A 13,314-nucleotide genomic window follows, 5' to 3' on the forward strand; every position below is an offset into this window, starting at 1 on the left:
ATTTTTGTTATTTTTGCCTCTAGTCAGCCCTATCAGAATCAAGTAAGCTCTATATCTATGGTTTTTCGTCAAAAAGCAACAATTTACTGAAACTAGAATAAATATATTAGTTTAATACTTATTCTAACTATCTGTAGGAGTTGCTCCATCCACGTACATATGTATACTTCCTAAACCAGCGTGTTTTTACTCTCAACTTCCGTACTTCTTGCAAATTGGCAACAAAAATCAAACAAAGAAGTCCTTTAACCGAGGATAATCCAAATTTTATAAAAGCATTAGCTGGTAATACTTTTATAAAAAAATTTGATTTTGTTAGAGATATGCATGGTTATATTGATACCGTTTTTTAGTTGGAAATTATGAAAATTGCTTTAGTTCACGATTATCTTACGCAACGAGGTGGCGCTGAAAGGGTATTTGAACAATTATGCAATTATTTTCCAACTGCTGATGTCTATACATCCATATATGACCCCAAAACCACAATTGATTTAGGCGATCGCCAAGTCAATACTACATTTTTACAAAATATTCCTGCAACTCGAAAATACTTCCGTTTATTTGCACCTTTTTATTATGCAGCCTTTCGATCATTAAATCTTAAGGAATATGACTTAATTATCAGTAGCAGTTCGAGTTTTGCTAAGGGGGTGCAAAAACGAGCCGATGCAATTCACATTTGCTTTTGTCATAACATCACTAGATTTTTATGGGACACCAACACTTACTTGAGGGAATATGGAGCCTATAGCCTGCTACAACCGTTAATTGAACTGGTTTTTAAAATCATGCGTCGTCAGGATTTTGTTTATGCTCAATCTCCTGACTATTACATTGCTAATTCCACAACGGTTGCTCAACGTATCCGTGACGTATATAAAAAAGAAGCTATTGTTATTAACTATCCGATCGCCGATCACCGTTTTACCTTCTCAGATCAAAAAAGTGATTATTCTCTAGTCTGTTCACGACATATCAGCTACAAGCGACTCGATATCATTGTTGAAGCCTTTAACTTTTTAGGCTTACCTTTACTGATTACAGGTGATGGTCCCAAAATGAAGCAGTTACAAGCTCAAGCCCATGACAATATTAAATTCTTGGGACAAGTTAGTGATTTAGAACGCTGTAATTTGATGACAAAGGCAAGGTTTGTGATCGTAGCAGCTTTAGAAGATTATGGACTTGTGCCCATCGAAGCTAATGCTAGTGGAACACCTGTGATTGCCTATGGTGCTGGGGGAGTAATGGATACCCAAATTCATGGACTAACAGGGTTTCTATTTGAGCAGCAAAATGCTGAGTCCTTAATCAATGCGGTCATTAAAGCCAAAGAAATGGATTGGAATTATGCGAAAATCCGTGACCATGCGATCGCTAATTTCTCCGAATCCGTTTTCTTCCAAAAAGTAGAACAGAAAATAGGGGAAATCTTTGGTAGCACAGAAATCATCAAAGAGATTAATCAAACAGCTAATAAATCAGTCTAAATAGGTCAACTAATCTGAAGCTAATGTGAATCAGCTATTATCATAAACATCTTGAGGTTACAACAATGAATATAGCCACTGTTCAGTCAAATAAGCCAGTTATCGTTGAACAAGATCCAGGATATGGAAAGATTTTTGCGGTTCTGGTGCGTAGGCGTTTTTGGCTTTTAGGTGGCTTAACTCTAGGATTAGTAATTGCTGTCGTTGTAAATATTGTTGCTAAGCCTAAGTACACTAGCTCAATGCGATTATTAGTTGAATCAACCTATAAATCCAACTCATCGTCATCATCGGCATTTATTGACTCTAATGTCCAAATTGACTATGCAACCCAACTAAATTTGCTACAAAGCTCTTCAATGTTTCAGAAAGCAGCAAATTTATTAGCTACGGAATATCCCGATATTAGTGTTAATGATTTGCAGTCATTAAAAATTGGAATGTTAGGTGGGAAAGAAGCCCCAACAAAGATTGTCGAAGTGCAATATACATCTAAAGATCCAGTTAAAACTCGCCAAGTTTTAAGAGCTTTTCAAAAAGTTTATACGGATTACAACCGTGAACAACAGGAAAAACGATTACAAAAGGGGTTGGCGGGTATTGATGATCAAGTTGAGAAAGTACGCAAAAGTATTGCTGATGTAACTGAATCACTCCAAGAATTTCGTCGTAGAAATAATTTATTTGATGCTAACCAAAGAGTAACCGAAATCACATCAGCTTTAAGTGGCATTGAACAACAGCAGCGCAATACTAAATTAGAATATGAACAAGCAAATACTCGATTAGCATCTCTGCAACAAAAGCTAAATTTATCACCACAAGATGCTGTATTACTCACCCGTCTCAATCAGTCACAGCGCTATCAATCCCTAGTGTCGGAAATGCAAAATACGGAAGTTGCACTTAATCGTGAAAAAGCAAGATTTAAAGATGATAATCCCATTGTTGAAGCTCTAAAATTAAGATTTAATCAACAGCAAGCAAGCCTTGAAGAAGAGCGCAAAAGTATCTTAGGGAATGCAAATTTAGCCTCTTCTTCTAAATGGAATGGGGATCAACTTAGCGGAATTGATCTAACCCTAGCATCACAAATCGTTGAAACGCAGACTCAACTTACACTCTTACAATCACGCCTTAATTCTCTAGCAAATCAGGAAAAGTTGTTGCGTGCTGAAATGAATCGATTACCTAAGTTACTAGGTGAATATGAGTCATTAAAGCCAAAGCTCCAAATTCAACAGGATACTTTACAAACATTACTTAAAAATCGGCAAGAACTCAGTCTAGAAATTGCTCGTGGTGGTTTTGATTGGCAAGTTGTCGAGGAACCTACTCTAGGATTTACAGATGCCACGGAGACTTTACGCAGAAATTTATTACTAGGGATAGTCGCGGGTTTATTTATTGGTGGTGTAGCCGCCTTCGTTAGAGATATGCAAGATGATACTGTCCATACTTATGATGAACTGGAGCAACAAATATCTTCTCTGTTTCTCCTAGGTATGACTCCGCAGTACCTACAGGATGCATCAAGCTCTAACTTTCTACCTCAATTTCTCAAAGGACAATCAGTTTCTCCACTGGCAATTGAGATTATTCAGTGGTTGCCCTTTCGAGAGTCTTTGGATCTAATTTATAAAAATATTCAGTTAAATATTTATTCTCAGGAAAATGCTGTGCGATCGCTAGTGATTACCTCAGCATTACCGAATGAAGGTAAATCAACGATCGCCCTTGGCATTGCAACCAGTGCGGCAAGACTACATCAACGGGTATTACTTATTGATGCTGATATGCGATCGCCAACTCTACATAAAAAACTAAACCTGCCCAACGAAAGAGGACTATCGACGTTATTAGCTAGTAAGGGTAATGTAGTTAGCCGCGATGTGATTCAATCTTCTAGCACTACTATCGACATTCTCACATCTGGTCCCATTCCTAGTGACTCTGTGACTCTATTAAGTTCTGAATGGATGCATAAGTTGATGGAGAGTTTTGAGCAAGACTATGACCTTGTAATTATTGACTCACCGCCAATCCTAGGAACTGTTGATACGATGCAAATTGCTTCTTGCTGTGGCGGAGTCGTTGCCGTTGCTCGAATCGATCGCATTACTCGTGGTGAATTTTCTCAAGCTATCTCAATCCTCCAAAAACTTAACCTGATTGGAGTAATTGCTAATGGAGTCAAGGAACTGCCCCATAGCTATAAATCTGTAGCAGTTGATGATGAAGAGATAGATGAAGATGACGACGAAGAGGAATAATGCAATTAGGATAATTTAAAACGTTCTTTGAGAGAGGGCGTGCGTAGCACACCCTCTCTCAAATTCCAGAAACAAAAGCCCTGCTTAGCAGGGCTTTTGTTTCTGGAATAGTAAAATTTGCAAGTTTAGCTCGAACTGAAGTTAAAAACTAGCCCAAAATCCTGTAATGGAAGCAAAGTAAGCTTTTGACGGATTACACCTAGCTACTTACATTGCTCCTTGAGAGTAAATATAACTTTTCTATATAACTTTTCTATAACTTTAGGTATGACCTTTTAGTAACTTATAGTGGTTGCTATGCGCGGGGAATCGAGAGATAAGTATATTCAGTAAAAGCTAATACTTAAGTCAAAACGTACTACACCTAAGTTAAGTTCATTTTGATTATGTATAGTTGCACTTTTGTCAAGCAAGAACCTTACTTAGCCCTATCTAGTGAGTTCCTACTTGTAAAGTGCAATTGATATAGAGTTCCTGTATGACTCCTACTAAATTACTGGAACTCTACTTCATTTAAATCACAAGTTTATGGATTAAGTTTTTAAGTTTATTTCGTTGTCAAGACAATTCAAATCAATATCTGCATTTACGAGACATAAGGTTAATTGAGAGGAAGGACATGATTGGTCTTGTTACAAATAAGCTTCAGGTATTTCAAGTTTCAGAAGGTGTGAAAGAAACTACTTTGCTGGCTAACTTAAAAATTCGAGTTAAGGAAGGAAGAGCTTTCATGAATTCAGTTTTTAATAACAACCTCAAGAAGCTTGTCTTACCAATTACTCAATTTAATCTCGTTGCCCAAAATACAAACAAGCGTGATGTGAATTTGGTTTATGCCAAGCCTGAAATTGGCGAAGCAAGACTGCGAAACTTGGCTGATGTTTGCCAAAGATCTGATAAGACTGTATTACTAGCACTTCCTCACGCAGATGAATTGCCCCAAAACAATAAGGCGATCGCATGGAATGTGAAGCGAATCATTGACTGGCTTGCGGCTTTGGTAATTCTGATGATTCTTAGCCCAGTCATGCTATCACTAGGAGCAATTATCGCTAGCACCTCTAGCGGTTCTGTGTTCTTTCATCAATGGCGTGTGGGTGAGCAAGGAAGACTATTTCGGATCATTAAATTCCGCACCATGATTACAGATGCTGACAAATTGCATCATTTAGTCATGACAGGTCAGACAGGCTTGCATAAATGCGAAGATGATCCTCGTATTACTCCCGTCGGTCGCTGGATGCGTAAATATAGCCTTGATGAACTACCTCAACTTTTTAATGTTTTACGTGGTGAAATGAGTCTAGTTGGTCCTCGTCCTTGGGCTTTGTATGACGCTTTACGCATTAATGGTAATGGTAAGAGAAGATTGCAATCTTTACCTGGCGTAACAGGGGCTTGGCAAGTAAGCGCTCGTTCTACCATGCTTGACCTAGATGCAGTTACCGAATGTGATCTCAGCTATCTTCGCAACTGGAGTCTATGGTCAGACTTAAAGATTTTGTTGATGACCGTACCCAAAGTATTATCTGGATTTGGCGCTTTTTAGGATTTGGTGATATCTAGCTTCTTAGTAATTCAGGAAGCTTATTCCTAAGTTTGTATTCGTCATTCGTCAGTCAAAGGTTTGCCTATGTATATGCATAGGCTTTTCTCTAATCAAACAAATAGAGGCAGCGCTTAGCGCTGCCTCTATTTGTTTGGATGCAATCTTGGATGCATGATTGATTGTATTTGCGTATTGCCAAGTAAATGTGTGGTGATAATTGCCTGTGCTTTTTTGGGGTTAATGTGCCAGTAATATACATTGTCTGGTAAAACAACAACCATTGGTCCAGATCCACATAGACCTAAACACCCAGAAGCTTTGATGGTTACATTAGGAATTGGCTCTTGTTGAAATGTTGCCAAGACCTTTTGAGCACCATCTTTCAAGCAGGTGCGGTATTGGCATACAAGTACTTGACGTTTAGGTGGACTATCCACGATCGCAATTTTTCACTAGATCCTAGCGCACGATGAGAACAGGAGAGACACAATGATGCACTACATAGTCACTGACACTACCCAGCATCAACCGTTCAATTGAACCCAATCCCCTTGATCCAAGTACTAATAAATCTGGGCTTTCCTCTTTTGCCACGTAACAGATTACGTCACGGGGCTGACCTGTTTCTAGTCTAGTACGACTTTCTAGTTGTGCGGACTGACAGGTATCCTGAGCCTTTTGTAATAAGGCTTGTCCTGCACTCAAGATTTTGCGCTCAAGCTCCACATCAGGTAGTCCTCGCCAGCCAACCCAATCGCCTGTAGGTAACATCACTTCAGGGACATAGCTGCTGAGAGGCTCAACGACAGTCAACAAAACAATTTCGGCTTTGAGCGGTGCGGCGAGAGCTAGGGCTTTGTCAAGAGCATGTTCGCCAGCTTGAGAGCCATCAATGGCGACTAAGAATTTCATATGTTTATTTTGATGTTAGAGATGATATTTGTCTGTAATGCACTTTTTCTGGATTCAGTTAGTTTCGTTCGTTTATTGGCAATAAATGACGGTTAGTCGAAATAAACTGAGAAAATGCAAATTTGCGAATATCTATATAACTAATTACAGACCCAAATATACTGATATTGATCAACAAGTTGTAAATCTTTGCTGTAGTTCATTTCTTTTAATATTCCATGACAAGAGATATTCGGATTGGCTTTGCAAATTCTGTGGGTAATACTCCCCTGATTGAAATTGAGTCTCTATCAGCAGCAACTGGCTGCACGATTTTAGGTAAGGCAGAATTTCTCAACCCTGGTGGGAGTGTTAAGGATCGGGCAGCTTTGTTTATGGTGTTAGAAGCTGAAAAAGCAGGGCTTCTGAAGGCAGGTGGCACGATTGTAGAAGGTACAGCAGGTAATACTGGTATTGGGCTATCTCTAGTTGCGAATGCCCGTGGATATCGCAGTGTGATCGTTATGCCTAGCAATCAATCACAGGAAAAAATTGATTTGCTGAGAACTCTGGGTGCGGAGGTGGAACTAGCTACACCTGCACCTTTTACCAGTTCTGATAATTACTATCATGTGGCTCGAAGACGAGCTGAAGAAATTGAAAATGCTTTTTGGGCAAATCAGTTTGAAAATATATCTAACTCTGATGCTCACTATCACACAACCGCCCCTGAAATTTGGAAACAAACGGATGGAGAACTTGATGGCATTGTGATGTCGTCTGGTACTGGTGGCACTATTGGTGGTGTTACGGCTTATCTCAAAGAACAAAATCCGCAGATCTCGACCTATCTGATTGACCCTACAGGTTCGGGTTTGTATAGCTATCTCACCACAGGTGAATTTAAGGCTGAGGGTAATTCAATTACTGAAGGAATTGGCATTAATCGAGCGACGGCTAATTTTAATCGCGCTAGATTAGATGGTGCTTTTCAAGGAACTGATCAGCAGGTAATTGAGATGGCGCAGTATTTGCTCAAACATGATGGTTTATTTGTTGGTAGCTCGGCAGCCCTGAATGTGGTTGGTGCGGTTAAACTGGCTCGGAAATTAGGCAAAGGGCATACGATCGCCACCATTCTCTGTGATGGTGGTGGCAGATATCAAAGCCGAATGTATAACCCTGAATGGTTAGCAGAAAAAGGTTTAACCCCTGTGGCTAAGGGCTTGGAGTTTATTGATGACTAATGTTGCTATACCGCCCAAAAAGTATCGACGCATTGGAGTTGGTGTGGTCTGGGATCGCGATCGCCAGCGTATTCTAATTGATCGCCGTTTACCTGAGGGTGAACTAGCGGGATATTGGGAATTTCCTGGAGGTAAGATTGAGCCAGATGAGGATGTGGCAGCCTGCATTAAGCGAGAGGTACAAGAGGAGCTAGCGATCGAGGTGGAGGTTGGCGATCACTTAATTACTATCGATCACGAATACGAAACCTTGAAAGTTAGTTTAATCGTGCATCATTGCCGACATATCTCAGGTGAACCACAAGCGATCGCCTGTTCTGAAATTCTATGGGTAACAGTTGATGATTTAGATAGCTACCAATTACCCGCCGCTAACTACCAAATTGTTCAAGCTTTAAGGAACAAGATTTGATATAGGGTTTGCGTAGCAAACCCTATATCAAATCCCAGAGACAAAAGCCTTGCTATGCAAGGCTTTTGTCTCTGGGATCATAAAAATTACAAGCTTGGGGACTTGCTATTAATTAAAGTACCTGTAGCTTTGAATCCGCTAGCTTCGACTCCGCTCAGCCAACGTTAGCTGAGCGAAGTCGAAGCTAGATAACTTTGATGGGACATTTTTTATCCGCAAGAGTCTTAACCAGACCTGAAATTGTTGTAACTTTTGAGATGTTTCTTTAGGATAGGGAAGATATGGTAAATCTCGAAAATATGGAGGCAAAAATTTACTGATGGAAGAAATCAGTGCCGATCAACTAGCATCAGAACTATACCAAAAAGGGGTAAATAGCTTTGAGAGGGGCAACTACCAACAATCGATCGCCCTGCTAGAGCGTGCCCGTGCGCTAGCAATTGTAGAAACTAATTTAGGTGGTGACATTCTAATCTGGCTAGCCAATGCCTATGATGCGAATGGTCGTACTGAAGAGGCGATCGCCATATGTCGTAGTTTAAAAAAACATCCCATTAATAGCATTCGCAAATCAGCTCGCTATATGTTGGGAATTTTCACCGCGATCCCCTTGAGTAAACTGAAAGGTGTTGTCTCCGAAGTTCCGATCTTGGAATCTCCTGATAGCTATCAATCTAAACCCGCGAGAAGCAAAGGGCTAGGTGGTGCTAATCAAAAGCCATTCCGTGAGGTTCCCCTAGAAAGACCTAATACTAGTAATGACGATAGCTTTTTATGGTTTGCGATCACTGTTACTGTAGCGTTTTTATTGTTCTGGGCATTGAAATAACAAAAAACTTAGCAGTGATCCTTTCTCGGTTTCAGTGCCTCAAACATCAAACTCAAAAATGAATGGTATGCTAGCCTATACTTTTGTTAAGTTAATTAAAGCAAAGTTTAAACTCTAGGGATTATTTTGGGGCAGAGCAAAGTGCCATGCCTAATAACCCTGAGATTACTAACAAGTAAATTTCAACTATTTCTGGGAGTACATGGCGTGATGAGGCGAGCGATCTCCGCACAATGGTTTAATTTAGGGATGCACCTAGTTTCGATGTTATTTGGGCTATTTGGTCTAGTTTTTGTACTGCCCAATAGCTCCTTTATTGAAAGCTTATCTGAGGCTGGTTTGCAGGTCTTTTCATGGGGAATGCAAAATGGCGGCGCATCCTACATGATTTTTGGGGCGATCGCCGCCTTTCTGTACGGTAAGCAAACTATCGGTCTAAAGCGTACCCTTGCATTCTGCATCCCTGCGATCGGGATTTCTGTCAGTAGCGAATTACTTGGCACTAGCACAGGTTTTCCCTTTGGTGCTTATTCTTACCTCAGTGGTTTAGGCTACAAAATTGCAGGATTAGTTCCATTTACGATTCCCCTCTCTTGGTTTTACATGGGGTTTTCTGCCTTCCTGATTGCCGCAACAATTATGCGCTTTGGTACAGGATGGGGTTACAGAATTGGCGCGATCGCCCTTGGCGCATTAATGCTTACATCATGGGACTTTGTGCTTGATCCCGCGATGAGCCAAACTCCATATCCTTTCTGGGAATGGCATCAAGCAGGTGAATTTTATGGAATGCCTTACCAAAATTTCTTTGGCTGGTTTGGTACTGGGACATTGTTTATGACAGTTGCTTCGCTCATTTGGGGCAAGACAAATCAAGCAATCCTTAATCGTCAGCAAATCCTATTTCCTACCATTATCTATGCAGGTAACTTTGCCTTTGCACTGATCCTTAGCTTTAATGCAGGATTCTATGTACCAGCATTACTAGGCATTTTAGTTGGAGCATTGCCCCTAGCTGTACTTTATTTCACCACACCTAAGGGAGATGAAGATGCAGCGATCGCTAATCCTTCGATCAACATTCCTGTAGTCACAGTGGATGCTGCTCCAGTAGAAACGATTGCTACTCGTTAGATTTCCATCAAATAAAAAAGGGAGGCACTTAGTGCCTCCCTTTTTTATTTGCCTTGCAAGCTTTTCAGCTCTCTTAGAATCAGCATCAAGCCTTTGTTTTGATGATCAATTTGCTCAGAAATTTTATCCATGCGTTGATTTAACATCTTAATCGCCTGATCCTGATGATCGACCCTTGTATTTAACTCATTGATTCGCGCTACTACCTCACGCTGAATCAAGTTCTCGATTCCTTGTACTAACAACGTTTCCGTTGATGTGAGTCGATTGAGAATCATTTGTAGACTAGGCTCTTCCCTAACAGGCGGCACATCTCTAATTACAGGTGTAGCAGATGAAGAAGAGCTTCTCGAAGTTGCAGTCGATGCTGCCTGTTCAGGCTCTGTATTTAAGAAGTTTTGGATTCGTGAAACCAATACATCGGCTTCAAATGGCTTCTCCAGAAAATCAAACTCTGTAAATGGCTCAGGGACATGCTCAGTAACTTGTTCCTTGAGACCTGAAATCATGATTACAGGAACTTTCTGTAACCCTTCGACGCGACGAATTGCTTGTAAAGTTTGATAGCCATTATATTTGGGCATCACGAAGTCAAGCAAAATCAAGTCAGGAAAAGCTCGGCGAGCAGCATCTAAGCCTGATTTACCGTCACTTGCTTCTAAAACATCATATTTACCCGCCAAAATGCTTTTGACCATTTTGCGGATCATGATGCTGTCGTCAATTACCAGTACTTTCTTTGCAGTCATGGATTTGAAGAATCCGCCCCAAATAGCTATGCGAGACCATCATATTACATCACAAAACTCGATTGGTTGAAATAGTTTCTGCGTAATTGCATAGCTTTTTCTATGCTGATTGGCTATGGCTGTGCAAGAGGGGCGCGATCGCGTTAGACTTAAAACACTCATTTTCTTTCGGATGTATGGCAAAACGCTACACTATTGACTCATCGCAAATTATTCGTCGTGTCGAAGAATTGATCAACGCTTCGTCTAACCGTTATCGCATTACTGTCCAAGTCGCTAATCGTGCCAAGCTCAGACGCTATGAAGATGATGATTATGACGATCGCATGATGAAGCCGATCCTCCGCGCCATTATGGAAATGTCTGACGAAATTTCCCAGCCTGAAATTCTAAGCGACTGAAAGGCTTGAATTTGTAGTTTGTTGCGCGAAGCGTGACAAACTATAAATTCTTAAAGGAATATGTTAAATTTCACGGATCAAAAAGCACCAAAACAGCTACTTTGTGGTGAAGGCTGGCGGATTGGCTTTCGCTCAGATGTAGATATATATAAGGGTCTGATTGGGGCAGACAGTTGGGCGATCGAGCTAACTGAAGTTGAATTTAAAGATTTTTGTAAATTAGCATCGCAACTCGCGGAGACGATGCAATATATGGCTACTGAGCTATCGGATGGGGAAAAGGTTTGTTGCACGCTAGAGACTGAGGATATTTGCCTTGAGGTAAATGGCTATCCTCATGCTTTTAATTTACATTTTCAGTTATTAACAGGGCGACGCTCGGAAGGTCTTTGGGATGAGGGTGCTGTCCCTTTTTTGATTGAGGCGATCGCCCATTTGCTAAATAAATAATGGCGCGGCGAAGCCGCGCCATTATTTATTAGTTCCTGCCCTAGAAATAGCGCTTAGCGCCCCGATATCTAACTTATGATCTTATTGCATAGATTTTCGGGCGAGGCTCACGGCTTTGACAAAACTATAGACTCCTACAGGTACGCTGAGTAATAAAATTGCCCAAGTTGCTGCAAAGCCCAAATCTGGTGCGCCATAAGAGATTTCGTAAATGCAGCCCACAAAGGCAATTCCAGCAACAATGGAAATAAGTAGGATTAATTGAGCTTTTATATAATCGGGTGACATAACTTAAGTTGTATTCGGTTGGTTGAGTCTTAATACTTAGTATTATTGCTGAATGTGACACTGGTCAGTTAAGACGACAAAAAACGAAAACCTTGCAATAATAGCAATCCCAGTTATAGAAGGTAGTCAATGATATAGCCCGCCAAATAACCAATCTATTGATGTCTTGCCACGAGCCACTATGCTTTGGAAGAGCTTATGCAGATTGATCGTGATCGGTCAATTGTGTCAGACATCCAATGAGGTTGAATCGAGACTGTAAAAAATTTTTTGTAAACTCAGGCTGAAATTATTGATTATTCGTTAAATTTGCCAATGAAACACTAAAAAAATTACAGTCTCGTTGAATCTACACAACTAATACCTGTACATTCTCCAAAACAATGTTTCAGGTATATGCAAAGTGGCATCATTGCTGCTCCCATAAACTCGACAAACCTGTTTTAGCTTGGGTTTTGGAAATTCCTTGTGCCAATACTGACACATATGTTTTTGATAGAAATGATTGAAGTCTCGGTAGTGGTTTTGCTGAAAGGCGATCAGGAGCGTCATGATTTCACTCATACTCAGATACCTTGTCCTTTGCTTTTGCTGTAAACCTTTGCCCAGCAATAGTTGTCGCCATTTTTGGCTCCAATATTTGTCAAAAATCATCGACGTGACAGAATAGGGCTTCTAAACTATTAATCATGGGAGTTGCTTTGCTAGACTTGTTTCTCTTATTTTCAGCTTATCGGTTTCTCCTTTTTTGTCCTTAGCGCTTATCCCGAACTCACGTTAATTTACAGACGCATCAACTATCAATATATTTTACTATCCTCCTTATCACAGCAAGTATAATCCCATTGAGAGAGGCTGAGTGGCTTTAGAGAATTACTGGCGTGGGGCTATTTTAGATTCCGTCCAATAGTTGATACGCTGGTCAGCCAACATGACTTAGAAGAGGATTAAACAAATTATTCATCTGGTTTCTCAAACCTATGAGGAGAAAAGGAAATTTGCCCCTGATGATTTGCAGCAGTATCAAGATTTCTGGCTTCCTTCCAAATTATTGCTCACATGGGATATTACGATTCTCCCTCATTGATTAGTACTTTATTTTGCTGTGAATCCCTAACTAAATCAATTTGTCTAGATTCAGTTCGGTAAACCACACTATAGACATTGCAACCCTTTCGGTTAAATTAGCACTCAGTCACCTAGAGTGCTAAAACACTCTAGACAAAGCCTCAAAACGCTAGTCCAATGAGTGAATACCTATGGCAACAACCACATTAAACGTAACAACTGTAAAGCCTTTAGCCGATCGCGTGTTTATCAAAGTAAGCGCTAAAGAAGAAAAGACTGCAGGTGGTATTTTCCTACCTGAGACCGCAAAAGAAAAGCCCCAAGTTGGCGAAATTGCAGCAGTAGGTCCTGGCAAACTTGATGACAAAGGTGTTCGCCAAGCCCTCGAAGTTAAAGTTGGAGACAAAGTTCTTTACTCCAAATATGCTGGCACTGACATCAAACTCGGCTCTGATGAGTATGTATTGCTAGCTGAAAAAGATATTTTAGCGATCGTTTCATAGTTTCTCTGTAGAGCGCACAGCGCTCTA

Annotated in this window: 14 protein-coding genes and 2 pseudogenes; 11 read left to right on the plus strand and 5 right to left on the minus strand. The window is 40.5% G+C overall.

Annotated features, from left to right (window positions below; all coding sequences use genetic code 11):
- Positions 1-362 precede the first annotated feature (362 nt).
- The 3 genes from HC246_RS15240 to hepC all read left to right on the plus strand — a co-directional run bounded on the left by HC246_RS15240 (position 363) and on the right by hepC (position 5,315).
- On the plus strand, positions 363-1,493 hold the full coding sequence (locus tag HC246_RS15240; protein ID WP_169364130.1) for a glycosyltransferase: 1,131 nt from the start codon (positions 363-365) through the stop codon (positions 1,491-1,493).
- 65 nt (positions 1,494-1,558) lie between these two features.
- A complete protein-coding gene (locus HC246_RS15245; RefSeq protein ID WP_169364131.1) occupies positions 1,559-3,766 on the plus strand; it encodes a GumC family protein in 2,208 nt (735 codons plus the stop codon).
- A gap of 619 nt (positions 3,767-4,385) precedes the next feature.
- Positions 4,386-5,315: a heterocyst development glycosyltransferase HepC gene (gene hepC, locus HC246_RS15250; RefSeq protein WP_169364132.1), complete on the plus strand. Its 930-nt coding sequence runs from the start codon at positions 4,386-4,388 to the stop codon at positions 5,313-5,315.
- 143 nt (positions 5,316-5,458) lie between these two features.
- Here the strand turns inward: hepC and HC246_RS15255 are convergent, their stop codons facing one another.
- Positions 5,459-5,752 carry a (2Fe-2S) ferredoxin domain-containing protein gene (locus HC246_RS15255; RefSeq protein ID WP_169364133.1) on the minus strand — a complete coding sequence of 98 codons (294 nt, stop codon included), beginning with the start codon at positions 5,750-5,752 and terminating at the stop codon, positions 5,459-5,461.
- Between the two features lie 22 nt (positions 5,753-5,774).
- Positions 5,775-6,227 (minus strand): universal stress protein, encoded by a 453-nt coding sequence (locus HC246_RS15260; protein WP_169364134.1) that lies wholly within the window; start codon positions 6,225-6,227, stop codon positions 5,775-5,777.
- Positions 6,228-6,445: 218 nt separating this feature from the next.
- Here HC246_RS15260 and HC246_RS15265 point away from each other — a divergent pair, with 218 nt between their 5' ends.
- The 4 genes from HC246_RS15265 to cruF all read left to right on the plus strand — a co-directional run bounded on the left by HC246_RS15265 (position 6,446) and on the right by cruF (position 9,828).
- Positions 6,446-7,453 carry a cysteine synthase A gene (locus HC246_RS15265; protein ID WP_169364135.1) on the plus strand — a complete coding sequence of 336 codons (1,008 nt, stop codon included), beginning with the start codon at positions 6,446-6,448 and terminating at the stop codon, positions 7,451-7,453.
- Positions 7,446-7,865, plus strand: coding sequence for an 8-oxo-dGTP diphosphatase MutT (gene mutT / locus HC246_RS15270; RefSeq protein ID WP_169364136.1), 420 nt, complete (start codon positions 7,446-7,448; stop codon positions 7,863-7,865). Before HC246_RS15265 ends, mutT begins: the two co-directional genes overlap by 8 nt.
- A 319-nt stretch (positions 7,866-8,184) precedes the next feature.
- On the plus strand, positions 8,185-8,694 hold the full coding sequence (locus HC246_RS15275; RefSeq protein ID WP_169364137.1) for a tetratricopeptide repeat protein: 510 nt from the start codon (positions 8,185-8,187) through the stop codon (positions 8,692-8,694).
- Between the two features lie 141 nt (positions 8,695-8,835).
- A complete protein-coding gene (cruF, locus tag HC246_RS15280) occupies positions 8,836-9,828 on the plus strand; it encodes a gamma-carotene 1'-hydroxylase CruF (protein ID WP_318655945.1) in 993 nt (330 codons plus the stop codon).
- A gap of 44 nt (positions 9,829-9,872) precedes the next feature.
- Here the strand turns inward: cruF and HC246_RS15285 are convergent, their stop codons facing one another.
- Positions 9,873-10,577, minus strand: a complete 705-nt coding sequence (locus tag HC246_RS15285; RefSeq protein WP_169364138.1) for a response regulator — start codon at positions 10,575-10,577, stop codon at positions 9,873-9,875.
- A gap of 176 nt (positions 10,578-10,753) precedes the next feature.
- On the opposite strand from HC246_RS15285, the gene HC246_RS15290 reads away from it, so the two are divergent.
- Both HC246_RS15290 and HC246_RS15295 read left to right on the plus strand, forming a co-directional pair.
- Positions 10,754-10,978 (plus strand): DNA-directed RNA polymerase subunit omega, encoded by a 225-nt coding sequence (locus HC246_RS15290; protein ID WP_040689404.1) that lies wholly within the window; start codon positions 10,754-10,756, stop codon positions 10,976-10,978.
- Between the two features lie 60 nt (positions 10,979-11,038).
- On the plus strand, positions 11,039-11,428 hold the full coding sequence (locus HC246_RS15295) for a DUF1818 family protein (RefSeq protein ID WP_169364139.1): 390 nt from the start codon (positions 11,039-11,041) through the stop codon (positions 11,426-11,428).
- Positions 11,429-11,509: 81 nt separating this feature from the next.
- Here the strand turns inward: HC246_RS15295 and HC246_RS15300 are convergent, their stop codons facing one another.
- Positions 11,510-11,716: a hypothetical protein gene (locus tag HC246_RS15300; protein WP_169364140.1), complete on the minus strand. Its 207-nt coding sequence runs from the start codon at positions 11,714-11,716 to the stop codon at positions 11,510-11,512.
- Between the two features lie 335 nt (positions 11,717-12,051).
- Positions 12,052-12,356 (minus strand): annotated as a pseudogene (locus tag HC246_RS15305) (IS982 family transposase); the annotation flags it as partial.
- A gap of 156 nt (positions 12,357-12,512) precedes the next feature.
- Here HC246_RS15305 and HC246_RS26940 point away from each other — a divergent pair.
- Positions 12,513-12,572: pseudogene (locus HC246_RS26940) on the plus strand (hypothetical protein); the annotation flags it as partial.
- A gap of 403 nt (positions 12,573-12,975) precedes the next feature.
- Positions 12,976-13,287, plus strand: coding sequence for a co-chaperone GroES (groES, locus tag HC246_RS15315; protein ID WP_126386633.1), 312 nt, complete (start codon positions 12,976-12,978; stop codon positions 13,285-13,287).
- Positions 13,288-13,314 lie beyond the last annotated feature (27 nt).

This window comes from Pseudanabaena yagii GIHE-NHR1, assembly GCF_012863495.1.
Classification (GTDB): Bacteria; Cyanobacteriota; Cyanobacteriia; order Pseudanabaenales; family Pseudanabaenaceae; genus Pseudanabaena; species Pseudanabaena yagii.